This window comes from Vibrio sp. PSi01, from assembly GCF_054960695.1.
This window is the reverse complement of sequence record NZ_JBHNYN010000003.1, coordinates 316,647-341,672: the sequence shown is the minus strand read 5'-3', so window position 1 is coordinate 341,672 and position 25,026 is coordinate 316,647. Positions and strand designations below refer to the sequence as shown.

Here is a 25,026-nt window from a genome sequence, read left to right as displayed (position 1 = left end):
TGTGGAAGGTCGATTTTAGGCGAGTTTCCGCGTATAAATGTTCCTTTGCTCTGTTGTGTGGAATGACCACTGACAGCTTGGAAATTAGTAAATAATTAAGAGATTGGGAAATTCATTATGCGTACCCATTACTGTGGTAACCTGAACAAGTCCCTGGCGGGACAAACTGTAGAATTGTGCGGCTGGGTAAACCGTCGCCGTGATTTAGGCGGTCTTATCTTTATTGATATGCGTGATCGTGAAGGCATCGTTCAGGTTGTTGTCGATCCAGATATGAAAGATATCTTCCCGATCGCTAACCAACTGCGTAATGAATTCTGTATCAAATTTACTGGTGAAGTACGTGTTCGTCCTGACAGCCAAGTAAATAAAGACATGGCTACTGGTGAAGTAGAGCTTTACGCGACAGGCCTAGAGATCATCAACCGTTCAGAAGCGCTTCCACTAGACTTCAACCAAACTAACTCTGAAGAGCAACGTCTTAAGTACCGTTACATCGATCTTCGTCGCCCAGAAATGAGCGACCGTATCAAGCTTCGTGCACGTGCTTCTAGCTTCGTTCGTCGTTTCCTCGATGAGAACCTATTCCTAGACATCGAAACGCCAGTACTAACGAAAGCGACTCCAGAAGGTGCTCGTGACTACCTAGTACCAAGCCGTGTTCACAAAGGTAGCTTCTACGCACTTCCTCAATCTCCTCAGCTATTCAAGCAACTGCTGATGATGTCTGGTTTTGATCGTTACTACCAAATCGTTAAATGTTTCCGTGATGAAGATTTACGTGCTGACCGTCAGCCTGAATTTACTCAGATCGATATCGAAACATCGTTCATGACTTCTCAAGAAGTACGTAACGTGACTGAGAAGCTTGTTCACGATATGTGGAAAGAACTTCTAGATGTTGAACTAGGCCAATTCCCAGTAATGCCTTTCTCTGAAGCGATTCGTCGTTTCGGTTCTGATAAGCCAGATCTACGTAACCCACTAGAGCTAGTTGACGTTGCTGACTTGGTTAAAGACGTTGAGTTCAAAGTATTCTCTGGCCCAGCTAACGACGAAAAAGGTCGCGTAGCGGTTATCCGTGTTCCGGGCGGTGCTAAGCTAACTCGTAAGCAAATCGACGGTTACGCTGAACACGTAAACATCTACGGCGCGAAAGGCTTAGCTTGGATGAAGGTTAACGATCGTGCTGCAGGCATGGAAGGTATCCAATCTCCAGTTGCTAAGTTCCTAAACGAAGATGTGATCAACGGCATTCTTGAGCGTACAGAAGCTGAGTCTGGCGACATCATTCTATTCGGCGCAGACAAAGCAAGCATTGTTGCAGAAGCAATGGGCGCACTTCGTATTAAACTAGGCGATGATCTAGAGCTAACTGACAAGAAAGCGTGGGCTCCTCTTTGGGTTATCGATTTCCCAATGTTCGAAGAAGATGGCGAAGGCAACCTGCACGCAATGCACCACCCATTCACATCACCACTTGGTGTGAACGCGGAAGAGCTAAAAGCGAACCCAGCAGCAGCTAATTCTGATGCATACGATATGGTAATCAACGGCTACGAAGTGGGCGGCGGTTCGGTACGTATCCACAACGCAGAAATGCAAACGGCTGTATTCGGTATCCTAGGTATCGAAGCACAAGAGCAACAAGAGAAGTTCGGCTTTCTGCTTGAAGCTCTTAAGTACGGTACGCCACCACATGCTGGTCTAGCATTCGGCCTTGACCGTTTAGCAATGCTTCTTTGTGGTACAGAGAACATCCGTGACGTTATCGCATTCCCGAAAACAACAGCAGCAGCATGTCTATTAACAGACGCGCCAAGCCTAGCAAACCCAGCATCACTGGAAGAGCTAGCAATCGCTGTTAACTTAGCTAAGAAAGAAGACTAATCAAACGATTAAGCTCAGCTTTCTAATCAAGCAGTGAGTTTTCGATAGAGCTTAAGTCTTAGATAGCACTTTAGCTTTCAACAAAACTTAGTTTTTGATAGAACTTTTTCTTTCGCAGAACAACGAAATGCCCGTTAATTTGACGGGCATTTTTTTTTGCGTCCGATATACTAAGCCCATAAAGCATGTATAAATAATCAGTATTTGAAGTTATGTCTATTATCTTAGGGATTGACCCTGGCTCTCGCATTACCGGCTATGGCGTGATTCGTCAAAATGGTCGCCATCTATATTACTTAGGTAGCGGTTGTATTCGCACGTCAGAAAAAGAATTGCCGGGTCGCTTAAAGCAGATCTATGCCGGTGTGAGCGAAATCATCACCCAGTTCCAGCCTGACGTATTCGCGATCGAACAAGTGTTCATGGCGAAGAATGCTGATTCAGCACTTAAACTTGGTCAAGCGCGTGGTAGTGCGATAGTGGCTGCGGTGAATGCAGACTTGCCTGTACATGAATATGCGGCTCGTTTGATTAAACAAGCGGTGACGGGTAACGGTGGTGCTGACAAGTCTATGGTTCAGAATATGGTGATGAGCATGCTTAAGTTACCAGCCAAGCCACAGGCTGATGCTGCTGATGCTTTAGGTGTAGCGATCACTCACGCTAACACCAATAAAACTTTGATAGCGCTTGCGGGTAAAGCAACAGGTGCAAGAAAAGGGCGTTACCGATAACCTAGGCTATGGCGTTTCTGAAGCCAGAATCATTCGGTTTCTCAAGCTAAGCAAGCTTAAATAAATCATCCCAATAAACACAAAGAACTGGATAAGCATCCAGTTCTTTTATATTCTGTCCCTCAAATTATATTCCATCAAGAGAGTGAATTGTGATCGGACGTCTACGCGGTACATTAATAGAAAAACAGCCACCAGAATTACTAATCGAAGTGAGTGGTGTTGGTTATGAAGTTCAAATGCCAATGAGCTGTTTTTATGAATTACCAAACGTTGGCGAAGAGGCAATTATCTACACTCACTTTGTTGTTCGTGAAGATGCGCAACTACTTTATGGTTTCAACACGGTTAAAGAGCGTGCGCTGTTCCGTGAAGTGATTAAAGCAAACGGTGTTGGCCCTAAGCTTGGTCTTGGTATTCTCTCTGGAATGACGGCGAGCCAATTCGTTCAGAGCGTTGAGCGTGAAGACATCTCTACGCTAGTGAAACTACCGGGTGTGGGTAAGAAAACAGCAGAGCGTCTAGTTGTTGAAATGAAAGACCGCTTGAAAGGGTGGGGTGCAGGTGATCTATTTACTCCTGCAACGGACGCAGCGCCAATGGACTCACTGCCAACGGTTCACGATGCTGAAGAAGAAGCGGTAAGCGCACTACTTGCATTGGGTTATAAACCGACTCAAGCCTCTAAAGTTGTAGCTCAAGTGGCTAAAGATGGCATGACCAGCGAACAATTGATTCGAGAAGCATTGAAGTCGATGGTTTAATCTCCCATATACTTGTTCTATATAATAGACTCATTCACTTTGCCTTTACACAGATTCAAGAAGCGCAAAGTCAGGAAGAGCAGAGTTAGGAATAGCAAAATTTATGATTGAAGCTGATCGCCTGATTGCACCGGATAATCCGGTCTTTAAAGATGAAGATGTTATCGACCGTGCAATACGTCCAAAGGCGTTAGCCGACTATCAAGGTCAGGACCACGTTCGCAACCAGATGGAAATTTTCATTCAAGCAGCACAAATGCGAAATGAAGCTCTGGACCATTTGTTGATATTTGGCCCTCCTGGTTTAGGTAAAACCACATTGGCAAACATTGTCGCGAACGAAATGGATGTTAGCATTCGCACGACTTCAGGCCCGGTATTAGAAAAAGCGGGCGACTTGGCCGCTCTGTTGACTAATCTTGAAGAAAACGACGTGTTATTCATTGATGAGATCCACCGTTTAAGCCCTGTGGTTGAAGAGGTTCTATATCCAGCAATGGAAGACTACCAACTGGATATCATGATTGGTGAAGGCCCTGCGGCGCGTTCTATCAAGATTGATCTTCCTCCCTTCACATTGATTGGTGCTACCACGCGTGCTGGCTCACTGACGTCTCCACTGCGTGATCGTTTTGGTATTACTCAACGCCTTGAGTACTACAAAGTCGAAGATCTGCAAAATATCGTTCAGCGCAGTGCTGATTGCCTTGGACTTTCGATGGAGTCGGAAGGAGCATTAGAAGTTGCTCGCCGCGCTCGAGGTACACCGCGTATAGCAAACCGTTTATTACGCCGTGTGCGCGATTATGCGGAAGTGAAAGGCGATGGGCATATTTGCCCAGACGTGGCGGACAAGGCACTCAATATGTTGGACGTCGATGCCAAAGGTTTTGACTATATGGACAGAAAGCTTCTACTCGCGATTATGGAGAAGTTTGGTGGTGGTCCTGTGGGTATTGACAACATGGCAGCAGCCATTGGCGAAGAGAAAGACACCATTGAAGATGTGCTGGAACCATACTTGATTCAACAAGGCTACTTGCAACGAACCCCGCGAGGCCGAATTGCTACCGACAGAGCGTATTTACACTTCGGAATCGACAAACCTTCCAATCGTTAGATTATTCATTTTTAAAGATCCCAGTTGCATAATCACTGGGATTTTTTGGTTTTTATTGAATAACAACTCTTTGAGCAAGTCGATAAAAAGGCCGAGTATCGGATCTCAAAAATGGAAACTTTGATTCCGAGTTTGATTTAGGTAACAAAAAATGAAATAACTTGTCATATCTTTTGTTAATACTTTATAGGTAGTTGTGATTTGCATGTTGTAGCGATGTCTAGCTTTTGTCACGGATATTAAGCGCTGTTATTAATGGAAGCTAAATTGGTGTGATTTTAATCATAGTTGTTCAAAAATAACTCTAATTTGCTGGACTAATATTGATACAAATCAAAGCAAGCTTCTCCTATAAACCTTTTGAAACATACTGATTTTACAAGTAATATTAGCGCTAGCTATATTAGCTCATGCTTAACAATAATCTAACTATAACGGTACGTTTTTGCTACAAATTTCAATTTGTAATAACAATTACATAAATTGTTTTAACATGGATTTTTGCGGTGATTAATCACACAAGTGTCATTCAGCCGACACAAAGGAGTTACCATGATTGATGTTGTTGATCTGTCGCGATTGCAGTTTGCATTTACAGCGATGTATCACTTCTTATTTGTTCCACTGACTTTAGGTATGGCATTTCTACTTGCCATTATGGAGTCAGTCTATGTAATGACTGGCAAGCAAATTTACAAGGACATGACTAAGTTCTGGGGTAAATTGTTTGGTATTAACTTTGCCCTTGGTGTAGCGACAGGCTTAACCATGGAGTTCCAGTTTGGTACTAACTGGTCTTACTATTCTCACTACGTTGGCGACATCTTTGGTGCTCCGCTAGCTATCGAAGCGCTTGTTGCATTCTTCCTAGAGTCTACTTTTGTTGGTCTTTTCTTCTTCGGTTGGGACAGGTTGTCAAAGCGTCAACACTTAGCAGTAACGTGGTTAGTCGCTCTTGGTTCTAACTTCTCAGCGCTTTGGATCTTGGTAGCAAACGGCTGGATGCAAAACCCAGTGGGTGCAGAATTTAACTTTGAAACGATGCGTATGGAAATGGTGAGCTTCGCTGAAGTTGTACTAAATCCAGTAGCACAGGTTAAATTCGTGCATACGGTAGCGTCTGGTTACACAACGGGTGCAATGTTCATCCTTGGTATCAGCTCATACTATATTCTTAAAGGTCGTGACGTTGCCTTTGCTCGTCGCTCTTTTGCGATTGCAGCCTCTTTCGGTATGGCGGCAATTTTGTCAGTTATCGTGCTAGGAGATGAATCTGGTTACGAGCTTGGTGAAGTTCAAAAAGTAAAACTAGCTGCTGTTGAAGCAGAGTGGCACACTGAAGAAGCACCAGCCGCGTTTACTGTTTTTGGTATTCCAAACCAAGAAACAATGAATACTGACTACGCAATTAAAATTCCTTACGTAATGGGTATCATCGCAACACGTTCTCTTGATAAAGAAGTAACGGGCCTGCGTGACCTACGTGATGATCACGTTGATCGTATCCGCACTGGTATGTACGCGTATGAGTTGTTAGAAAAGCTACGTGCAGGCGACAAATCTGAAGAAAACATGGCTGCGTTCGACGAAGTGAAAGGTGACCTAGGTTACGGTCTACTTCTTAAGCGCTACACAGACGACGTTGTTGATGCAACAGAAGACCAAATCCAAATGGCTGCGGATGATTCTATCCCAACAGTTTGGCCTCTATTCTGGTCATTCCGTCTGATGGTTGCTTGTGGCTTCATTATGCTGTTTGTATTCGGTGCTGCGTTTGTTCAAACGTGTCGTCAGAAGATTGAACAGAAACCATGGGTACTTAAAGCGGCGCTGTTCTCAATCCCATTGCCTTGGATCGCGATTGAAGCGGGTTGGTTCGTTGCTGAGTTTGGTCGACAACCATGGGCGGTTGGTGAAATCCTACCGGTTAACGTTGCCGCATCAGCACTAACTATCGGTCAGCTTTGGACTTCTCTATTCGCAATTCTTGCACTTTACACAGTGTTCTTGATTGCTGAAGTTTACCTAATGCTGAAATTCGCACGTAAAGGTCCAAGTAGCTTAAAGACAGGCCGTTACCACTTCGAACAAAACGATAGCTCTGTTGAAGACAAAGTTAGCCGTTCAGTTGAAGTATAAGTGAGGGAATATTATGTTTGATTACGAAAGCTTACGACTTATTTGGTGGGTATTGATCGGTGTTCTACTGGTTGGTTTCGCCGTGACTGATGGCTTCGATATGGGGGTTGCAGCCCTATCACCTGTTATCGGTAAGAGCGACACTGAACGTCGTATTATGCTGAATACTATTGCTCCTCACTGGGACGGCAACCAAGTATGGTTAATTACGGCTGGTGGTGCATTGTTTGCTGCATGGCCATTAGTTTACGCGACGTCTTTCTCTGGTTTCTACTTTGCTATGTACGTGACTCTAGCAGCACTTTGGCTACGTCCACTTGCTCTTGATTACCGTTCAAAGATAGAAGAACCAAAATGGCGTAAGGCTTGGGATTATGCACTTTGCTTCAGTGGTACCGTTCCGCCAATCATTTTTGGTGTGGCGTTTGGTAACCTACTACAAGGTGTACCATTCGACTTGAACGACCTAATGATGTCTAAGTACCATGGTACGTTCTTCGCTCTGCTAAACCCATTTGCATTGCTATGTGGCGTTTTGGCTCTGATGTTGTTCGTGATGCAAGGTGCTACATGGCTTCAAATGAAGACAACAGAAGAACTGCACAGCCGTGCACGTAACGTTGCTCAGATCACTGGCCTAATTGCTATTGCTCTATTCGTTATTGGTGGCTTCTGGGTTCAATCTATCGAAGGCTATGTAATTACGAGCACTATTGATACATTTGCTGATTCAAACCCACTAAACAAAGAAGTCTCACTTCAAGTTGGTGCGTGGATGACAAACTTCGAAACGTACCCTGCAATGTGGGCAGCACCGATTCTTGGTGTAGCAATGCCACTACTTGCTGTGATTGCATCTCGCCTTGAACGCGGTGGCTTCGCATTCTTGTTCTCGAGTCTATCTAATGCTGGTGTTATTTTGACTGCTGGTTTTGCAATGTTCCCATTCGTAATGCCATCAAGCCTGAACCCTAACCATAGTTTGACTATGTGGGATTCTACGGCAAGTGAGCTAACTCTTGGCCTAATGACTGCTGTTGCGGCGGTAATGGTTCCTGTGATTCTTGGCTACACAACTTGGACATATTACAAAATGTTCGGTCGTTTGGATAAGAAACACATCGAAGATAACGACGTTTCAGCTTACTAAGCTAGAAGTGAAATAACTTAGGAGAAATTTTATGTGGTATTTCGCATGGATTTTGGGTGTACTTCTAGCATGTGCATTCGGCATCATCAATGCTCTTTGGCTTGAGCATTCAGAAATGATGGACAAAGACAGTGAGTAATCTCGCAGAGCAAGTCGCTAAACTGCATCAACCAATGGATAAGACTCTGTTAAGAGCCTTATCCCTGATATTGGGCTTCATGCATGTTGGTTTAGTGATGTGGGATCCTGAAGCGTATGCGACAAGCATCGGTGGCTTTAACGCGATCATTGGGCCAATGTTTATTTGGGCAGTTTGCTCAAGCATGGTTTACGGTATCGGGTTTAAGCCAAGAGCTTGGATGTGGCAGTTGCTGTTTAGCCCATACGTTTCACTCACAATTTTGCTCTACCTAACGGCGTTACGCCTTATCTAAATAAGGCTGCGGATTGGGTTTGTTACAAAGTAAACCTAGGTCGTTGTTGGGTTTTTAGTCAAAAAGAGGTCATCTTATACAGATGGCCTTTTTTTTCGTCTCTTAACTCAAAAAATTCACAGCCATATACTATTAATGATAATGAGTTAGGTTATAGTGATATCTTTATCGTTTTTGGGTTGTGGTATTAATTTGCAGGGATTATCTAAGCCGTTTACGTGGCCAGTAACCGTATATTACGAAGATACCGATGCGGGTGGGGTCGTGTACCATTCTAACTATCTCAAGTTTTTTGAACGTGCTCGAACTGAGATGCTGCGCTCGATTGGCGTTTCTCAACAAGTATTGTTAGAACAAAATATCGGTTTCGTAGTCCGACATATGGACATTGATTTTATTCGAGGCGCACGTCTTGATGACTCTTTACAAGTCATTACAAATATTTACGAATTGAAGCGAGCTAGCTTGGTCTTCTGTCAAGAGATCGTAAATCCTGATGGCAAAGCATTGTGTAAAGCAATGGTTAAGGTAGCATGTATCGACAATCAAAAAATGAAACCCAAGGCAATGCCAACATTTATTCTTACGGAGCTAACGAATAGTGACTGCTGAAATCTCAATCTTAGGCCTAATTTTAGAAGCCAGTTTACTGGTTAAAATGGTCATGCTAGTTCTTATGGGCATGTCTGTTGTTTCTTGGGCAATGATCATAAAAAGAAGTAAAGTGTTATCTCAAGCTTCTAAACAAACTGAAGTGTTTGAAGATAAGTTCTGGTCTGGTGTTGATCTTGCTAAATTGTATCAAGAGAGCAATAAACGCAAAGATGAGCTTTCTGGTACAGAAGAGATTTTCTACGCAGGCTTTACTGAGTTCGCTCGCCTACGTAAATCAAATGCGACATCTCCAGACTTCATTATGGAAGGTACTGGTCGTGCAATGCGGGTTGCGGTTGCGCGTGAAGTTGATGAGCTAGAAACCAACTTACCTTTCTTAGCGACCGTCGGTTCTATTAGCCCATACATCGGCCTATTTGGTACGGTTTGGGGCATCATGCACTCATTTATCGCACTCGGTGAAGTAAAACAAGCTACGTTAGCGATGGTTGCACCTGGTATTGCGGAAGCACTTATCGCAACAGCAATGGGCTTGTTCGCTGCAATCCCAGCAGTAATGGCGTATAACCGTTTCAGCAGCCGTGTAGGTAAGCTCGAGCACAATTACGCGACTTTCTCTGAAGAGTTCCACAGTATTCTTCACCGTCAAGCGATGGCTGGCAGGGAATAATAGATGGCTGGATACCAACCTAAAAAACGCAAGATGACAGCAGAGATTAACGTTGTACCTTACATCGACGTTATGCTTGTATTGCTGATCATTTTTATGGTGACGTCACCGTTTGTTACCCAAGGTGTTGATGTTGAATTGCCTCAGGCTTCAACAGCTAAGTCAGCAAAAGACCTATTGGGTGATGACAACGCGAGCTTTATTATCGTCGAAGTGAACAAAGACGGTGAATTTGGTTTGAGCGTGAATAACGAAGAAGTACAGCGTGGCTTGTCACTGGAGGAGATTATCGTCCGAGTGAAAGCTGAATTGTCTCTGAAGCCAAGCTCTCCAGTAGCGGTTGGCGGTGATGCCGCAACACCTTACGCTGAAGTGGTTTTGTTACTTGATGAATTAAGCCGTGCAGGTGTGCCAAAGGTTGGCCTTTTAACGGATATAAGGGAATAGCTCCGTAGCATTCATGAAAGCGAATAATAAAAAATCCAATAATTTCAGAACACCGCTTCTTATTTCTCTTGGGCTGCACGTCATTTTATTCGTTGCGCTCATTTGGGGAGCGGATTTCACGATGTCAGAACCTAAGCCGACAGGGCAGATGGTTCAAGCTGTGGTGATTGACCCTCAGTTGGTTCGCCAGCAAGCTCAACAGATTCGTCAACAACGAGAAGCCGCGAGCAAGAAAGAGCAAGAACGTCTAGACAAGCTCAGACGTGAAAGTGAACGACTGGAAAAGAATCGTAAAGCTGAAGAAGAAAACATTCGCAAGCTGAAAGAGCAGCAAGCGAAAGAAGCAAAAGCGACTCGTGAAGCTGAAAAACGTCGAGTTGAGAAAGAGAAACAACGTCAAGCTGAAGAAGCGCGTTTACAGCAAGAGCAAAAGAAAGCCGCTAAAGCAGAAGCAGATCGTAAGTTGAAAGAAGCTGCGTTAGTGAAAGCAGAAAACGAGCGTAAGGCCAAAGAAGCGGCAATCGCAAAAGCGGAACAAGAACGCGTGGCAAAAGAAAAAGCCGCGCAAGAAGCAGCAGACAAAGCTCGTAAAGAGAAAGAAGCTGCTGAACGCGCCGAAAAGCAACGCATAGCGAAAGAAAAAGAAGCGGCAGCCGCAGCAGAAAAAGCCCGTAAGGCAAAAGAAGCTGCAGCAAAAGCAGAAAAAGAGCGTAAACAGCAGGAAGCAGCATTGAACGATATCTTTGCTGGGCTTGAAACTGAGTCGACTCAAAATTCTTCGGCGAAACAAAAATTTATAAGTGATGAAGCACAACGCTATGGTGCGATTTATACTCAACTTATTCAGCAAAACTTACTGTTAGAAGACAGTTATAGAGGGCGCTCTTGTCGAGTGAACCTTAAGCTTATTCCAACAGGTTCGAATGCGATTTTGGGAAGCTTGAGTATTTTGGATGGTGATAGCCGATTGTGTGCAGCAACCAAGCGTGCCGTGGCTCAAGTGCAATCTTATCCGTTGCCTAAAGACCCAGACATTGTGAAATCACTGAAAGACATTAACTTAACTGTATCACCAGAGTAAAAGGACGAACTTGTGTTAAAAAAACTATTACTGAGTTTTGTTTTCATAATAGCGACAAGCAGCCAGTTTGCACATGCAGCGCTGGAGCTGGTTATTACAGATGGTATAAACTCTGCAAGACCTATCGCTATTGTACCTTTCCGCTGGGAAGGCGAAGAGCCATTACCACACGATGTATCAGCGGTTATCGCTTCTGACTTACAACGCAGTGGTAAATTCAGCCCTGTTGCAACAAGCAAAATGCCTCAAACACCCTACAGTGAAGCTGAGGTGGATTTTGATGCTTGGACGAATCTAGGTGTTGATTCATTGCTTACCGGTAGCATCACTAAGAATGCCGAAGGGCAGTATGTAGTTAATTACCAATTGATCGACATTGTTCGTGGTCAGTTAACCAAAGGGCAAAGCCGCGCGTTGAGTGATGAAGGCCAACTCGTACTTTCTAAAGACCACGTTCTATTTAACAAGAAAGCGACGGTTCCAGGTAAACGCTTGAGAGAGTATGCGCACCGTATAGCTGACTTAGTTTATGAAGAGCTGACTGGTGAAAAAGGGGCGTTTTTAACCCGTATTTCTTATGTGGTCGTAAACGATAAAGACCAATACCCATACCAACTTCGTGTGGCTGACTATGACGGTTTCAACGAGCGCTTAGTGCTTCGTTCTAAGCAGCCTCTGATGTCACCAGCATGGTCACCAGACGGTAAGAAGCTTGCTTATGTGAGTTTCCAAAATGGCCAAGCTGAAATATTCATTATGAATATTTATACCGGTGAACGTGAGAAGGTGACGTCATACCCTCGTCACAATGGTGCGCCAAGATTCTCACCGGATGGTAAAACATTGGCATTGGTATTATCGAAGACAGGCAGCCTTCAGGTATACACACTTGACCTTGCTAGTCGTAAGCTGACTCAGATTACTCGTGGTCGTTCAAATAATACTGAACCGTTCTGGCACCCAGATGGCAAGTCTCTTATTTTTACCTCGGATCGTGGTGGTAAACCTCAGATTTATAATGTAAATTTGTCAAATAACTCGACGTCTCGTATTACTTGGCAAGGTAGCCAAAACCTAGGTGGTCAAATCACCCCTGATGGACGATTCATGATCATGGTCAATCGTAGTAATTCAGGTTTCAACTTGGCGAAACAGGATTTGGAAACGGGTGCGGTTCAGGTACTAACAAAAACTCTGTTAGATGAATCCCCAAGTATTGCACCAAATGGAGGTATGGTTATCTATAGCTCTATTTACAATAAAACAAATGTATTATCGATGGTTTCTATCGATGGCCGTTTTAAAGCTAGATTACCGGCAACCAACGGACGCGTAAGAGCGCCGGCATGGTCACCGTTCCTCTAGGTAAAGTGATACATTCTATTAGCTATTGATAGTGTTAACTATTGTGGCATTTAACTATCTATAGCACTTAGTCGGCTGTAGAAACTAAGTTTGATAACGTAAGGAAAAAAAGATGCAACTTAACAAAGTTCTTAAAGGCTTGATGATTGCACTACCAGTGATGGCAGTAACGGCATGTAGCTCAACTGATGAAGCAACATCTGCAACATCTGGTACTGAAAGCAACCAAACAACTTCAGGTACAGAAGGCAACGTAGATACAACTGTTGTAACGCCAATTGACGCTAACGGTCAACTGTCTGAGCAAGAGCTTAAAGAGCAAGCGCTACGTGAAACTCAAACAATCTACTTCGCATTCGATAACTCTACTATCGCTGGCGACTACGAAGAAATGCTAGCAGCTCACGCAGCTTACCTAGTTAAGAACGTTGACATGAACGTTACTATCGAAGGTCACGCTGATGAGCGCGGTACTCCTGAGTACAACATCGCACTTGGCGAGCGCCGTGCACAAGCTGTAGCGAAATACCTGCAAGCTCTAGGTGTTCAAGCTGACCAAATCTCTATCGTAAGCTACGGTGAAGAGAAGCCACTTCTTCTTGGTCAATCTGAAGATGTGTACGCTAAAAACCGTCGCGCAGTACTAGTTTACTAATTTTAGTAGATTATATAATTGAGGAATTGCCTCATGTTCAGTAACACAAAGCGAGTCATTTTGCTTTCGTTACTGGCAAGTGCAGCGAACATTGCGTTCGCTGCACCAGCCCCAGTATCCGATCTCAATAGCACCGCAACCAATTCAACATCTTCCTCTCGATCAGCATCTAACGAATCAGATATTGAGCGTTTAGAGCGCCTGCTTCAAAATCGAAACCTCGTTCAGCTTCAAATGCAACAGCAAATCGACGACATGGCACTGGAGATCAGTGAACTTCGTGGTGAGCTGGAACGAAACAGTTACGATATGAAACAAATGCTAGAGCGCCAACGTGAACTGTTCATTGAACTGGATCGTGTAAGAGGCGAGGTGAAAGCAGCCGGAACAGCAACGGTAGCAGTAGCAGCGAGCGAAGGCTCTAAAGATGCCTCTGGTACGTTCAGTACCGATGTTGATGAGCAAACCGCTTATCAAAATGCTGTAGACATGATTCTAAAGCAACGAGACTACACGGGTGCTATCGCAGCATTCCAAAAGTTTCAAAAAGACTTCCCAGATTCTACTTTCACGCCTAATTCTCATTACTGGTTAGGTCAGCTTTATTTTGCTAAGAAGCAAGATAAAGAAGCCGTGAAAAGTTTTGCCGCTGTTGTATCTTACAAAGACTCAAATAAGCGAGCAGATGCTCTGGTTAAGCTTGGTGATATAGCAACGCGTAACAACAATGCGACGCAAGCTAAAAAATATTACCAACAAGTCGTGACCGAGTATCCAAACAGTGCCTCGGCAAAAGTGGCTAAGACTCACTTATAAATCAAAAATAGAGGTGCTTAGGTACCTCTTTTTTATATCCGCAGTATTTCGATAAATACTGGCTTACTGCTGTTAGGTAAACAGTTACTCCCTTCGTAATAGTTACATAAAGACTTGTTTATGCTTTTTGAGTATTAGCGAGTAGCCGTTTGCAACCAATCCTTTTTGATCCCAATCGCTGTCCTGTGTAGAATACTCGGATTCTCGGAAGAAGTTGCGTAGAGCAAGAGCAATGAGTCATATACTAGATAAAATTGATACAGTTTACCCGTTTCCGCCTAAGCCAGTTCCTTTGAGTGATGCTCAGAAACAGGCACACATCGCGAATATCAAAACACTACTTCAAGAAAAAGATGCAGTTCTAATTGCACACTACTACACAGACCCTGAAATTCAGGCTCTGGCTGAAGATACTGGTGGTTTTGTTGGCGATTCATTGGAAATGGCCAAGTTTGGTAACCGTCATTCAGCAAGTACGCTGATCATCGCTGGTGTTCGTTTCATGGGTGAGTCTGCAAAGATTCTGACTCCCGAGAAGCGCATATTAATGCCAACGCTTGAAGCGGAATGTTCACTTGACCTTGGCTGTCCTGCTGATAAATTTACAGAATTTTGTGATGCTCATCCTGACCATACCGTGGTTGTATACGCGAACACCTCTGCGGCTGTTAAAGCTCGTGCAGACTGGGTGGTTACGTCGAGTATCGCTTTAGAAATCGTTGAAAGCCTAGACGCCGAAGGCAAACCCATTATTTGGGGCCCAGACCGTCACCTAGGTTCTTATATCGCAAATCAAACTGGCGCCGACATGCTGCTTTGGCAAGGTGAGTGTATCGTTCATGATGAGTTCTCAGCTGATGCTTTGAAGAAAATGAAATCGGTATACCCAGAAGCGGCTATTTTGGTTCACCCAGAATCACCAGCAAGTGTGGTTGAACTGGCGGATGCTGTAGGTTCAACAAGCCAGCTTATTAAGAAGGCGAAAGAGCTTCCTCACCCACAGATGATCGTGGCGACAGACAAAGGCATCTTCTTCAAGATGCAGCAATTGGTTCCTGAAAAAGAACTGATTGAAGCGCCAACAGCGGGTGCTGGTGCAACTTGTCGCAGCTGTGCACACTGTCCTTGGATGGCGATGAATGGCCTTGAAGCGATTGAAAATGCGCTTGAGAACGGTGGTGAGCAACACGAGATCTTCGTTTCTGACGAACTTCGTGTGAAGTCTCTTATCCCACTGAACCGCATGCTAGATTTTGCTGAGCAGTTAAATGTGCAGGTAAAAGGTAACGCGTAAGCCGTTCTTTTATCTAACCAACGAAAAACCAGCCAATAGTGCTGGTTTTTTTGTGTCTAAAGATAGCTCGCTAGTATCAATCTTGTGGTCATGTATCTTTTTCTGATGATACATCTTGTTGATATCAGGTATTTTTTCTAGCATGTAAGTAAGATCGAAGGATTTGAGGCTCGAATGATAATCTGGTTACAACTCAAACGTTGGGTCAAAGCAAATATCTTTGTTTTGAATGGAAAAAACTTACTGTTCACCTTCTTAGGCTACGTATTTCTGTCGTGGTCGAGTTTGTATTTAGCGGGTGAAACAGCGCTAACCAGCTCGTTTACCACGTTCGCTTACTACCTAGTCGTGACTGCGTCTACGGTTGGCTACGGTGATTTATCGCCCACAACAGAAGCAGGGCAATGGATCGTTATATTGTTTGTGATTCCGGGTGGACTGAGTCTTTTCGCGGCCTTGCTAGGTAAGGTAGCGACAGAAGGTGTTGAATATTGGCGAGCGGGCTTGCTAGGAAAAAGGAGAGTTAGAGTGGACAACCACATTTTGATGCTTGGGTGGAATGAACAAAGAACGATTCATCTAATTCGTATGTTACAGCATGAAGAAACGGGTAAGCGACCAATAGTGTTGTGTACTCGTTCGGATATTGAAAATCCGTTACCTGGAGAAATCAACTTTGTTAAAGTGAACAGCTACACTGATGGCAAAGAGATGGAGAAAACCGGTATCGAGTCAGCCAGTTGTATCTTGATTGATAACCCAGAAGACGACATTACATTATCCGCGGCACTTTACTGCGCGAATCGAAACCCTAAAGCGCATCTACTCGTTTACTTTAAAGATGAAGCATTGAGTGATCTGCTACATAAACATTGTCCTAATTCTGAGTGTATACCAGCAGTCGGTGCTGAAATGTTGGCAAAGGCTGCGGTTGATCCAGGATCAAGTGCGTTGCATCAAGAGCTATTGAGTTCTACAAGGGGGATGACACAGTATTCAACCTATTACCCTAAAGATGCCGAGCCTGTCACCGTTGCGCCAATCTTCTCAGCGTTTAAAAAGAAGTATCAAGCAACGTTGATTGCAATAGATTCCGGTAGCGGAATTGAACTCAACCCAGAATTGGATCAAGTGGTTAGTAGTGGGACCAAGTTGTTTTATATCGCCGATGAGCGAATTGATGATTTTGATTGGAAAGGCTTTTAGAACGCGTATTTGATTTCTTTTCAAACAAAAAAAGGCCTCATCGAGAGGCCTTCTTTATATCTAGCTAATCATTATTATTGAGCTTCAGCTAATGCGATGCCGCGTTGCGTTAGCCCACAAAGCATCACAGGAACAGCATTAAAGATCTCTTCGAATTGTTCAAGACCTTCAATACCTTGCTCTGCAAGTGTTGCAATTGAGGTTTCAGGATCGTACAGCATACTTAGTGAAAGCAGTACACCGCCAACTAACGCGTTGTCTTCACTGTCTTCAGGCATCAGAGTCTCCCAGTCGTCACGTGCAATCTGCCAGCCTTGAAGTAAGCCTTCACAAAAATCACGAGCTGCTGTGTTTACCACTTCCTCGTCATCTAATTGACAAGCTTCAGGCCAAACCCAAGTGCCTTCGATTAACTCTGGGCGAGTTTTGTTCCAAAGCGCGATGATAACTTCAATGTAGCTTTCAAGCTGTTCACCATCAGTAAAAGGAGCGACTTCTTCACCACCCCAAAGGAATGGTAGCCACTCGTGCGGGGTTAACACATTAGGCGACGCTGCCATTGCAGTGACAAATCCCATAGTTTTGTGTTCTGTGATTAGCTTTCCTTCCAACTCTGGAAGCGCAAGAATATCTTGTAAAGTCAAAGTGAGGTACCGTAAAAGGGAACATATTTGCACTTATAGTACCAATGAACTTACACCAATCAAGCTTCAATCTAAAAAGGCTTGATGTCATTGATGATAAACACTAGGTTTAACAGAAAAGAAAACAATAAAAAAATTATGCAGATACGGTCGTCTTTAAAGAAAAAAAGCATGGTAGCGCTTAGCTTATACCTTGCAATGTTTATCGCTATTGTCGGTAGTGTGACGTATTACGTCGTAGAATCCCCTGTGCGAGCCAAATTACAAGAGAACCTAGATCTCCGTACAGAGCTTCTTTCTGCATTGATTACAGAACCTCTCAATAGCTCTGAAGGCTTTGTTGACAGTTTAGTTGGTCTTGCTCAGGCACAACGAAGCGGTGCTGAGGTCCTTCCTTTGTTTAAGTCGATGTTGGCGGCAAGTGACAACACGATCGTCAGTGCAGGTATTTGGCCAGAACCTTATATGTTCAATCCTCAAATGCAACTGAATAGTTATTTTTTCAATAAAGCAGACGATGGCAAGATTGACCAGCTGTTCTCTTATAACAATCCTAAGACTGCACCTTATCATCAAGAGTATTGGTATACCTCCGTCATTAACAGAAGCCAGGGAACCATTTTGTGGAGCGATGTTTATATCGATCCATACACCCATGTTCGAATGATCACCGCTTCATCCCCTTATTATTATGATGGTATCTTTGCTGGCGTGGCAACGGTGGATCTCTCTCTCGAAGAGTTATTGGGTTTTATTAAGAACCATGCGGAAGAGTATGATCTTGGTATTACGCTTAGGGACAAACTTAACCAAGTCTTGGTGTCTCATAATTTCAATCTTGTTGAAGGGATCTACATCAGTAGTAATCAATTTGGTGAATTCGGTTGGCAAGTTGATGTGGTTAACTCTAAGTCACGCGTTGCAGACGAAGTGTTTCGTCAAGTCATGAGTATCGAAGGCGGCATTGTACCTCTATTACTACTGTGTGTGATGGCGGGTTATTACTTGTTAAACCGCTATTTGATTAGCCCAATTACCGCCATTGCAGCAAAGGTCGATGGTTCTAAAGCCGGTGAAATCATTGATGTTGAGTACTCAAGCCAAGATGAAATCGGTCATTTGATCAAAACCTTTAATGAAAAGACCATTTACCTCGAAGCGGAAAAGGTTAAAGCTCAAGCATCAACTAATGCGAAAACTGCTTTTCTGGCAACGTTGTCACATGAAATCCGTACCCCGATGAACGGGGTATTGGGTACCGCACAAATCCTACTTAAAACCCCTTTAAATACAGAGCAAGAAAAGCACCTTAAGAGTTTGTATGAGTCTGGCGATCATATGATGACACTGCTGAATGAGATCCTAGATTTTTCAAAGATCGAGCAGGGTAGGTTGGATCTTGATGAAACGCGTTTTCCTTTAGATTCAATCATTGGCAGTATCAACAGCGTCTACTACACATTGTCTTCTGAAAAAGGGCTCCAATTTAAGGTTTATTCTGAGGTGCCTTCTGGGCGTTGGTACTTCTCGGATAAGGCTCGGCTGCGCCAGATCTTGTTCAACCTATTAAACAATGCTGTGAAGTTTACCTCCAGAGGTTTTGTCGAGGTGTATTTTAAAGAAGTTGTTGAAGGAAATGACACCTACCTCAGTATTCGAGTTCGTGACACCGGGATTGGCATTTCCAAAGAAGCGCAAAAGCGTATCTTTAAACCTTTTGAACAAGCAGAATCTTCGACTACAAGACGTTTTGGTGGTACCGGCCTAGGCTTAGCGATCGTGAAGAAAATTGCTCAGCTGATGGATGGTAGTATTACGGTTACTAGTGAAGAAGGAATAGGTACGAGCTTCGACGTTCGGTTGAAAATCCAACCTTGTCAACCGGGTGAGATAGAGAGCTTGCCACACAAAAAGTTAGATTATTCTGGCTTAAAAGTGCTGATTGTTGAGGATAACCGAACTAATACCGTCATTATTGAAACGTTCATGAGCAGTAAAGGCTTCATGTGCAAAAGTGTCGAAAATGGTGAGCTTGCGATACAAGCTGTGGTCGCAGAGCATTTTGATTTGGTGTTGATGGATAACCATATGCCAGTGATGGATGGCGTTGAATCAACAACAGCTATTCGCGCTTTAATCGGTGATGTTTCATCAGTTTTAATATTTGGTTGTACTGCCGATGTCTTTAAAGAGACTCGCGAACGAATGCTCGGCGCTGGTGTGGATTACATTGTCGCCAAGCCCATTGATGAACGTGAATTAGACGACGCTTTATTCCGTTATTCGCATAAGCTTTACCAATTCCATGAAGATGAAGCTTATGAGGAAGGACGTATTGATGAAGTTCACCAAGAAACAGTTAGCAATGAAAAAATGAGCAAGGACGTGGTGCGTCATAATCATAATGTGAACTCCCAGAGAACGCATCTTCATGGACAGAAGAGCCAAAGTCGTTCTCTACCTAAACCCGATCTACGAAACAAAGATAATACTGAAGAGCTGTTAGTGACGTTGTATGTAGCACTTGAAGACAATAACCTAGAGTTGATTCAATTTGCATTGGAGAGCTTACGTCTACACATTAAGCCTATGAATAATCCCGAATTGTCATCTCAAGTCGATAAAGCTCTAGAGCAGGTTTCTATGGGAGCTCCTCCTACTCAAGACACTATTAATATCATTACTGTAAATTTACCTATGGCTTGAGTGTTATTTAATTACAGAAAGTAAACAACGAATTGCCCGTTATTTGACCTGTGTATGATTTCCTGGTGGAAGTGACTGCTTTTTAAATGGTTTTTGGTTGTTAATTTACAACTTGATTTTTAATTTGGAATTTATGACTGCTTAAGTTGTGTTTTAATAGCGACATTATCTGGCAAGGTTTAAAAACACCTTGTTTATATGTTACTAAATCACTATCCAAGTAGTGATATATTTTAGGTTTGTTGTCAATGAAATCTCGTGGTCCATTTTGTATTCGTAACGCCGCTGCGGATACATTTGCTATGGTAATTTTCTGTTTTATCTCTGGCATGATCGTAGAAGTGTTTATCTCAGGTATGGCGTTCGAGCAATCTCTTGCTTCACGAACGTTGTCTATTCCGGTAAATATTGCTATTGCTTGGCCTTATGGTGTCTTTCGTGACTGGTTCTTGCGCAATGGTGCAAAGCTTTCACAAAGCTCTTTGATGAAGAATTTGTCCGACCTAATGGCTTACGTGTTATTCCAGTCTCCTGTTTATGCAGGTATCTTGTTGGCAGTTGGTGCTTCAAGCGAGCAGATCGTGACCGCAGTCACCAGTAATGCGGTTATCTCATGTGGTATGGGTGTACTTTACGGTTACTTCCTAGATATGTGCCGCAAATGGTTTCGAGTTCCGGGCTACTCCCAACAAGCGTAGGCACAAAGGCACAATGAAATTTGGTTTGTTTTTGATCTAATGAGTTAATTTGTAATCGAACAAACTGAAAAAGGTACTTTTTTTGATAATGCCCCTTGACCAAAGCAAGCAGAATCAATAAAGTAGCGCCTCGTTGAGCAACAAGCTCGACACAAAATTTGTGGAAGGATGGCTGAGTGGCTTAAGGCGCTCGCCTGGAAAGCGAGTATACGTTTATAGCGTATCTGGGGTTCAAATCCCCATCCTTCCACCACTATTCGAAACCCCAGCAGAAATGCTGGGGTTTTCTCGTTCTAGAAACCCTACAATTCTACGCCTTCTGCACACACTCTCGTATAAGTTGTTGTAATGCTTTCCTGGTCATCATTTACTCTATTTATGCCGATTTAAATAGAATCATATTAGGCGCCTTTTTAACCGATAAAAGCTTGATTTTTTGGTATGGATCTAGATGATCAAGAGTAAGCAATAATATGAATAATCCCACAATCAGGAATCTAATACCCCATGACAGAAACCCTCGTTTCTCCAATGCTTTCCTTTACTATCGCGATCTCATTACTTTTTATCGGTAAAGGTTTGATTGAGCGCTCTGAAGTACTAAGGAAATATTCATTGCCAGAGCCCGTTATTGGTGGCTTTGTTTGTGCTGCGACCGTAGCAGCGCTTTACTATCTGTTTGAAATTCAAATTACATTTAGTTTAGATGTCAGAGATTTTTTGCTTCTCTACTTTTTTGCTGGTATTGGACTTCAAGCGGATATTAAAACGCTGATAAAAGGTGGGCGACCACTGTTCATTTTGCTGTGTCTGGCTACCGTCTTTATCGTGTTGCAAAACGTAGTTGGTATGGTTGTGGCTTCAGGTTTTGGGATGGACGCGAAAGCAGGTTTGTTATCTGGCTCTGTGAGTCTGATTGGTGGCGTTGGTACCACGCTTGCTTGGGCACCCATGTTTGTTGAAGAGTTTGGTATATCTAATGCGTTAGAACTCGGTGTGGCTTCAAATACGGTTGGCTTGATAGCGGCATGTGTAATTGGTGGCCCAATTGCAAACTATCTACTTAATAAGCATAAAATCAACCCATCTAATGAAGAAGATGTGACGGTTGGTGCATTTCAAGAAAGCGAAACACGTACAGAATTGAGTCATTATGGCGTTCTATGGGCATGGTTAATTCTTAACCTCACTCTGATGCTGGGTTACAGCCTGAGTGAAGTTATTGACGCTATGGGTTTGAAACTGCCACTATTCGTTAGCTGTTTAATCGCAGGTATCCTAATCGGTAACGTTGGACGTGCACTATTTAAGAAGCGTCGCACGCAAGAGAAAATCGCTCAAGGCCGTAAAGGATTGGCGATGATCTCTGATATCTGTTTGGGGATGTTCTTGACCATGGCGTTAATGGGGCTACGCATCTGGGATCTTGATGGGTTGTTTGGCTATATCTCTGTTGTCATGAGTATCCAGATTTTGCTTTCCCTGCTATTCACCATCTTTGTCGTCTATTACTTGATGGGAAGAAACTATGACTCAGTGGTGATATGTTCTGGCTTTGGTGGTATTACATTAGGTTCGACCGCTACCGCGATTGTGAACATGACCGCGGTGACCCATCGTTATGGTGCAAGCCCACAAGCATTCATTGTGGTGCCACTAGTGTGTGGTTTCTTTGTTGATTTGATTAACGCACTGGTAATTAGTTTCTTTGTTGGGATGTAGCTATTATCACGAACTATGTTCGTAATTTTATAAGCCTAGCGATACTAGGCTTTTTGTATTTCGCTATGTATTTTGTCTTTATTGATGCGTTTCGTATTCGACTAAATGACTGTTTAGTTCAGAAGGTAATTGGGTGTAATTCGTGTATATACGATCAAAATCACCCAGCTTTGCGACTTTTAGAGCGGCAAAGCGTCCCCATTTACTTGCGTCTGCGACAAGCCAACTTTCTCTACTGTTTTTGATAATTGATTTGGATAGGTCGGCTTCAACTTGTTCATGTTCCATTGCGAAATGGCTATCAGTTACTGAACCACAACCACAAATGCCAATGTCGGCTTCAAAATCTGAGAAGAAGTGAACTACGCTACTTCCCACCATGTCTTGATGTTCTCTTCGGTACAAACCACCCGCTAAATACACTTCAATCTGCTCGTTTGCTTCAAGGATACGAGCGACTTGCAGATTATTGGTGATCACTCGTAATGCCGGCTTTGCCACTAAGTATTGTGCGATACGGGTGACCGTTGTACCAATGCCCATCATAACCGTTGAACCTTCAGGTATCGCGTCTGCGACCGCCATCGCAATACTGTCTTTTGTTTCAGATTCAACACCTGAACGGAATCGATAACTGGTGTTAGTCAATGTTGTCGGTAAGCTGACACCTCCGTGCACTCTTCGCGCCAAACCTTGCTCACACAAGTGATTCACATCACGACGAATGGTTTGAGTGGTTACGGAAAATAGTTCAGCCAAATGATCGATCTGAATGTCTTGGTTCGCTTTAAGTGTTGCGAGTATTTGCTTTTGACGGTGGTTCAGTTCCATAGAAGCTCACTAAAATTTATGTGGTACATCGGTGATGATGTTATCGACACCGAGGTTGAGATATTTGCTGGCCAATAGTGGGTCATTTAGCGTCCATATTTTAAGGATCGCACCAGAAGTCTTGATAGCTTTGGCTATCGGTTCATCAAGGATTCGATGGTCAATGTGAATGCTATATAGGTCAAGCGGCTGGAGTGATTCAAGGCTGAAATCATTCCATACTTCACATATAAATCCTCGTCTAACTTCAGGCATTAGCTCTTGGCAAATACTTAATGCTTCCTTTTTAAAGCTAGAGATCAGCAGTTTTTCAATTGGGAAGTGTTTTTGTTTGATCAATGCGATCACTTCTTTAACTAAAGGCTTGATGGCTTTATCGTTATAAATCTTGATCTCAAGGTTCAGTGTTAAATCAAGTTCGAGACATTTGTCTAACGCTTCATTTAATGTAGGAATTGAAGTGCCTACGAACTCATTACCAAACCAACTGCCAGCATCTAAAGTCTTGAGCATTGTTAGATCTAAGTCGGCAATGTTTCCTGTACCGTTAGTACAACGATTCACCGTTTTATCGTGAAAAACCATAGGGATACCGTCGGCACTGAGCTGGGTATCAATTTCAACCCAGTTAGCGCCTACTTTTTCCGCTTGCTCAATACTGGCTAAGGTATTTTCTGGTGCTAAAGAAGCGGCACCACGGTGGGCTGTAAGCATAATTTATTCTCGATGTTCATTTGAAAATTTAGGAGACAGTAGCTCCACTTTATTACAGATTTATTATTTACCTTCTATATCGAGCTATTTTAAATGAGATCTAGCTAAAATAAGTTGTATAGAGTTTGTACAATAGTGAGACCTCATCCTCAGTGTGTTCAGGTTACTAAGATAAATGTTCATATGAATGTAATAATTCACTTACATACTCTACGAAAACTTAATAACACCCTCTATATTTAGACAAGATAGCCACGATAAGGTGATTTAAAAATGAAAAAGCTATTAGGTACAGTAATTATGGCGGCAACGTTGCTTGTTGGTTGTGGTGAAGCTGACAAGGCTGGAACTGAAGTCAAAGACGATCCGATCAACATCAACATGAGCCTTGTGTTCACTCAAAATGAGTTATTAACACAGGAGCTAATTAAAGCGACCGATAAAATTCGAGAAAGAACCGATGGTTCTGTAAACATTAAAGTTTTCCCTGGTGGTCAATTACCGGTTTATAAAGACAACTTGGAGCAAGTCGTTAACGGCGCAAACTGGATTGCCGTTGAGGATTTAACCTACCTAGGCGATTACGTACCCGACTTTGCAGCACTGGCAGGCCCAATGTTGTACAACACGTATGATGAATACTTAGCGATGATGGATACGGAATTTGTCGCGGGCTTGAAGGTTAAAGCTGAAGAAAAAGGCATTAAAGTATTGAATGCTGACTACATGTTTGGGTTCCGTCACATGATCACCAATAAAGAGATCGTGAACTCTAAAGACATGAAAGGGATGCGTATCCGTGTTCCACAAAGCCAGTTGTTTATCAGCACGCTTTCAGCAATGGGGGCGGCTCCAGCTTCTCTGCCATTCCCAGAAACCTATGCAGGTGTTCAACAAGGCGTTGTTGACGGTCTTGAAGGTTCTATCCTGACGATGTACTCAACTAAAATCTACGAAGTAGCGAAGAATATGTCTTTGACTAAACACTTCCTAGGCACGGTTGGTATCTACATTTCACCGACTCTTTGGGACAAGTTTACGCCAGAGCAACAGCAAATCGTCAATGAAGAGCTCGAAGCAGGCGCAGAATCTAATACTGCAGAGCTAGTTAAACTGGATGTTGAATACACGCAAAAACTTGAAGAGCTAGGTGTTACGTTTAATGAAGTTAACTCTGACGAGTTCAATGAGTTGACGGCTGACGTATACAACCAATTCCCAACATGGAGCGAAGGCATACACGCAACGATCATGAAAGAGTTGGAAACGATTCGAGCTGCACAGTAACTCTGCGAATGTAGATTAATTCGTTAATGAAAACGGCCTGATTC

The 25,026-nt window shown here is 43.2% G+C and carries 24 protein-coding genes and 1 tRNA gene; 22 read left to right on the top strand and 3 right to left on the bottom strand.

The genetic code is table 11. From position 1 onward, the window contains the following. The first annotated feature begins 117 nt into the window (after positions 1-117). The 17 genes from aspS (at position 118) to ACFI6G_RS06790 (ending at position 16,380) form a co-directional block, all read left to right on the top strand. A complete protein-coding gene (gene aspS, locus ACFI6G_RS06870) occupies positions 118-1,890 on the top strand; it encodes an aspartate--tRNA ligase (protein ID WP_010437836.1) in 1,773 nt (590 codons plus the stop codon). A 212-nt stretch (positions 1,891-2,102) separates the two neighbouring features. Next, entirely contained in the window at positions 2,103-2,624 is a 522-nt protein-coding gene (ruvC, locus tag ACFI6G_RS06865) for a crossover junction endodeoxyribonuclease RuvC (RefSeq protein ID WP_008219936.1), read from the top strand. Positions 2,625-2,776: 152 nt separating this feature from the next. After that, on the top strand, positions 2,777-3,388 hold the full coding sequence (gene ruvA / locus ACFI6G_RS06860) for a Holliday junction branch migration protein RuvA (protein WP_010437841.1): 612 nt from the start codon (positions 2,777-2,779) through the stop codon (positions 3,386-3,388). A 103-nt stretch (positions 3,389-3,491) separates the two neighbouring features. Continuing rightward, a complete protein-coding gene (gene ruvB / locus ACFI6G_RS06855; RefSeq protein ID WP_010437843.1) occupies positions 3,492-4,508 on the top strand; it encodes a Holliday junction branch migration DNA helicase RuvB in 1,017 nt (338 codons plus the stop codon). Positions 4,509-5,060: 552 nt separating this feature from the next. After that, positions 5,061-6,647: a cytochrome ubiquinol oxidase subunit I gene (gene cydA / locus ACFI6G_RS06850; RefSeq protein WP_010437845.1), complete on the top strand. Its 1,587-nt coding sequence runs from the start codon at positions 5,061-5,063 to the stop codon at positions 6,645-6,647. A gap of 13 nt (positions 6,648-6,660) precedes the next feature. Then, the gene (gene cydB, locus ACFI6G_RS06845; protein ID WP_010437847.1) at positions 6,661-7,797 is read left to right on the top strand and encodes a cytochrome d ubiquinol oxidase subunit II; all 1,137 of its coding nucleotides are present in this window, start codon (positions 6,661-6,663) and stop codon (positions 7,795-7,797) included. A 31-nt stretch (positions 7,798-7,828) separates the two neighbouring features. After that, positions 7,829-7,936, top strand: a complete 108-nt coding sequence (gene cydX / locus ACFI6G_RS06840) for a cytochrome bd-I oxidase subunit CydX (RefSeq protein ID WP_000270284.1) — start codon at positions 7,829-7,831, stop codon at positions 7,934-7,936. Next, the gene (ybgE, locus tag ACFI6G_RS06835) at positions 7,929-8,231 is read left to right on the top strand and encodes a cyd operon protein YbgE (protein ID WP_010437891.1); all 303 of its coding nucleotides are present in this window, start codon (positions 7,929-7,931) and stop codon (positions 8,229-8,231) included. The genes cydX and ybgE overlap by 8 nt, the downstream gene beginning before the upstream one ends. A 174-nt stretch (positions 8,232-8,405) precedes the next feature. After that, positions 8,406-8,843 carry a tol-pal system-associated acyl-CoA thioesterase gene (gene ybgC / locus ACFI6G_RS06830; RefSeq protein WP_016788831.1) on the top strand — a complete coding sequence of 146 codons (438 nt, stop codon included), beginning with the start codon at positions 8,406-8,408 and terminating at the stop codon, positions 8,841-8,843. Next, positions 8,833-9,516 (top strand): protein TolQ, encoded by a 684-nt coding sequence (gene tolQ / locus ACFI6G_RS06825; RefSeq protein WP_010437896.1) that lies wholly within the window; start codon positions 8,833-8,835, stop codon positions 9,514-9,516. Before ybgC ends, tolQ begins: the two co-directional genes overlap by 11 nt. A 3-nt stretch (positions 9,517-9,519) precedes the next feature. Continuing rightward, on the top strand, positions 9,520-9,963 hold the full coding sequence (locus ACFI6G_RS06820; protein WP_462710191.1) for an ExbD/TolR family protein: 444 nt from the start codon (positions 9,520-9,522) through the stop codon (positions 9,961-9,963). A 13-nt stretch (positions 9,964-9,976) separates the two neighbouring features. Further along, positions 9,977-11,044 (top strand): cell envelope integrity protein TolA, encoded by a 1,068-nt coding sequence (gene tolA / locus ACFI6G_RS06815; protein WP_462710190.1) that lies wholly within the window; start codon positions 9,977-9,979, stop codon positions 11,042-11,044. Positions 11,045-11,056: 12 nt separating this feature from the next. After that, positions 11,057-12,409 (top strand): Tol-Pal system beta propeller repeat protein TolB, encoded by a 1,353-nt coding sequence (gene tolB / locus ACFI6G_RS06810; protein ID WP_010437914.1) that lies wholly within the window; start codon positions 11,057-11,059, stop codon positions 12,407-12,409. A gap of 112 nt (positions 12,410-12,521) precedes the next feature. Next, positions 12,522-13,064, top strand: a complete 543-nt coding sequence (pal, locus tag ACFI6G_RS06805) for a peptidoglycan-associated lipoprotein Pal (RefSeq protein ID WP_010437916.1) — start codon at positions 12,522-12,524, stop codon at positions 13,062-13,064. A gap of 33 nt (positions 13,065-13,097) precedes the next feature. Continuing rightward, positions 13,098-13,880 (top strand): tol-pal system protein YbgF, encoded by a 783-nt coding sequence (ybgF, locus tag ACFI6G_RS06800; RefSeq protein ID WP_010437918.1) that lies wholly within the window; start codon positions 13,098-13,100, stop codon positions 13,878-13,880. A gap of 232 nt (positions 13,881-14,112) precedes the next feature. Beyond that, positions 14,113-15,174: a quinolinate synthase NadA gene (gene nadA / locus ACFI6G_RS06795; RefSeq protein WP_010437921.1), complete on the top strand. Its 1,062-nt coding sequence runs from the start codon at positions 14,113-14,115 to the stop codon at positions 15,172-15,174. A 174-nt stretch (positions 15,175-15,348) separates the two neighbouring features. Beyond that, entirely contained in the window at positions 15,349-16,380 is a 1,032-nt protein-coding gene (locus tag ACFI6G_RS06790) for a potassium channel family protein (protein WP_010437923.1), read from the top strand. Positions 16,381-16,454: 74 nt separating this feature from the next. On the opposite strand, the gene ACFI6G_RS06785 is transcribed toward ACFI6G_RS06790, so the two are convergent. Further along, the gene (locus ACFI6G_RS06785; RefSeq protein ID WP_010437925.1) at positions 16,455-17,024 is read right to left on the bottom strand and encodes a UPF0149 family protein; all 570 of its coding nucleotides are present in this window, start codon (positions 17,022-17,024) and stop codon (positions 16,455-16,457) included. A gap of 138 nt (positions 17,025-17,162) precedes the next feature. On the opposite strand from ACFI6G_RS06785, the gene ACFI6G_RS06780 reads away from it, so the two are divergent. The 4 genes from ACFI6G_RS06780 to gltS all read left to right on the top strand — a co-directional run bounded on the left by ACFI6G_RS06780 (position 17,163) and on the right by gltS (position 22,150). Continuing rightward, a complete protein-coding gene (locus ACFI6G_RS06780; RefSeq protein WP_449208200.1) occupies positions 17,163-19,730 on the top strand; it encodes a hybrid sensor histidine kinase/response regulator in 2,568 nt (855 codons plus the stop codon). A gap of 248 nt (positions 19,731-19,978) precedes the next feature. Next, positions 19,979-20,428, top strand: coding sequence for an L-alanine exporter AlaE (locus ACFI6G_RS06775; RefSeq protein ID WP_102350547.1), 450 nt, complete (start codon positions 19,979-19,981; stop codon positions 20,426-20,428). A 162-nt stretch (positions 20,429-20,590) separates the two neighbouring features. Next, positions 20,591-20,681: transfer RNA gene (locus ACFI6G_RS06770), tRNA-Ser, on the top strand. Positions 20,682-20,935: 254 nt separating this feature from the next. Then, positions 20,936-22,150, top strand: coding sequence for a sodium/glutamate symporter (gene gltS, locus ACFI6G_RS06765; RefSeq protein ID WP_010437930.1), 1,215 nt, complete (start codon positions 20,936-20,938; stop codon positions 22,148-22,150). A 78-nt stretch (positions 22,151-22,228) separates the two neighbouring features. Here the strand turns inward: gltS and ACFI6G_RS06760 are convergent, their stop codons facing one another. After that, entirely contained in the window at positions 22,229-22,981 is a 753-nt protein-coding gene (locus tag ACFI6G_RS06760; RefSeq protein ID WP_010437933.1) for a DeoR/GlpR family DNA-binding transcription regulator, read from the bottom strand. A gap of 9 nt (positions 22,982-22,990) precedes the next feature. Next, entirely contained in the window at positions 22,991-23,695 is a 705-nt protein-coding gene (locus ACFI6G_RS06755) for a glycerophosphodiester phosphodiesterase family protein (protein WP_462710189.1), read from the bottom strand. Between the two features lie 273 nt (positions 23,696-23,968). Here ACFI6G_RS06755 and ACFI6G_RS06750 point away from each other — a divergent pair, with 273 nt between their 5' ends. Continuing rightward, positions 23,969-24,982 (top strand): C4-dicarboxylate TRAP transporter substrate-binding protein, encoded by a 1,014-nt coding sequence (locus tag ACFI6G_RS06750; protein WP_016768387.1) that lies wholly within the window; start codon positions 23,969-23,971, stop codon positions 24,980-24,982. Positions 24,983-25,026: the final 44 nt, after the last annotated feature.

Bases quoted from the DNA above. Each gene is read 5' to 3' on its own strand.
- aspS (WP_010437836.1), top strand. From the start codon at position 118: ATGCGTACCCATTACTGTGGTAACCTGAACAAGTCCCTGGCGGGACAA.
- ruvC (WP_008219936.1), top strand. From the start codon at position 2,103: ATGTCTATTATCTTAGGGATTGACCCTGGCTCTCGCATTACCGGCTAT.
- ruvB (WP_010437843.1), top strand. From the start codon at position 3,492: ATGATTGAAGCTGATCGCCTGATTGCACCGGATAATCCGGTCTTTAAA.
- cydA (WP_010437845.1), top strand. From the start codon at position 5,061: ATGATTGATGTTGTTGATCTGTCGCGATTGCAGTTTGCATTTACAGCG.
- cydB (WP_010437847.1), top strand. From the start codon at position 6,661: ATGTTTGATTACGAAAGCTTACGACTTATTTGGTGGGTATTGATCGGT.
- cydX (WP_000270284.1), top strand. From the start codon at position 7,829: ATGTGGTATTTCGCATGGATTTTGGGTGTACTTCTAGCATGTGCATTC.
- ACFI6G_RS06820 (WP_462710191.1), top strand. From the start codon at position 9,520: ATGGCTGGATACCAACCTAAAAAACGCAAGATGACAGCAGAGATTAAC.
- tolA (WP_462710190.1), top strand. From the start codon at position 9,977: ATGAAAGCGAATAATAAAAAATCCAATAATTTCAGAACACCGCTTCTT.
- pal (WP_010437916.1), top strand. From the start codon at position 12,522: ATGCAACTTAACAAAGTTCTTAAAGGCTTGATGATTGCACTACCAGTG.
- ybgF (WP_010437918.1), top strand. From the start codon at position 13,098: ATGTTCAGTAACACAAAGCGAGTCATTTTGCTTTCGTTACTGGCAAGT.
- nadA (WP_010437921.1), top strand. From the start codon at position 14,113: ATGAGTCATATACTAGATAAAATTGATACAGTTTACCCGTTTCCGCCT.
- ACFI6G_RS06790 (WP_010437923.1), top strand. From the start codon at position 15,349: ATGATAATCTGGTTACAACTCAAACGTTGGGTCAAAGCAAATATCTTT.
- ACFI6G_RS06780 (WP_449208200.1), top strand. From the start codon at position 17,163: ATGCAGATACGGTCGTCTTTAAAGAAAAAAAGCATGGTAGCGCTTAGC.
- ACFI6G_RS06775 (WP_102350547.1), top strand. From the start codon at position 19,979: ATGAAATCTCGTGGTCCATTTTGTATTCGTAACGCCGCTGCGGATACA.
- gltS (WP_010437930.1), top strand. From the start codon at position 20,936: ATGACAGAAACCCTCGTTTCTCCAATGCTTTCCTTTACTATCGCGATC.
- ACFI6G_RS06760 (WP_010437933.1), bottom strand. From the start codon at position 22,981: ATGGAACTGAACCACCGTCAAAAGCAAATACTCGCAACACTTAAAGCG.
- ACFI6G_RS06755 (WP_462710189.1), bottom strand. From the start codon at position 23,695: ATGCTTACAGCCCACCGTGGTGCCGCTTCTTTAGCACCAGAAAATACC.
- ACFI6G_RS06750 (WP_016768387.1), top strand. From the start codon at position 23,969: ATGAAAAAGCTATTAGGTACAGTAATTATGGCGGCAACGTTGCTTGTT.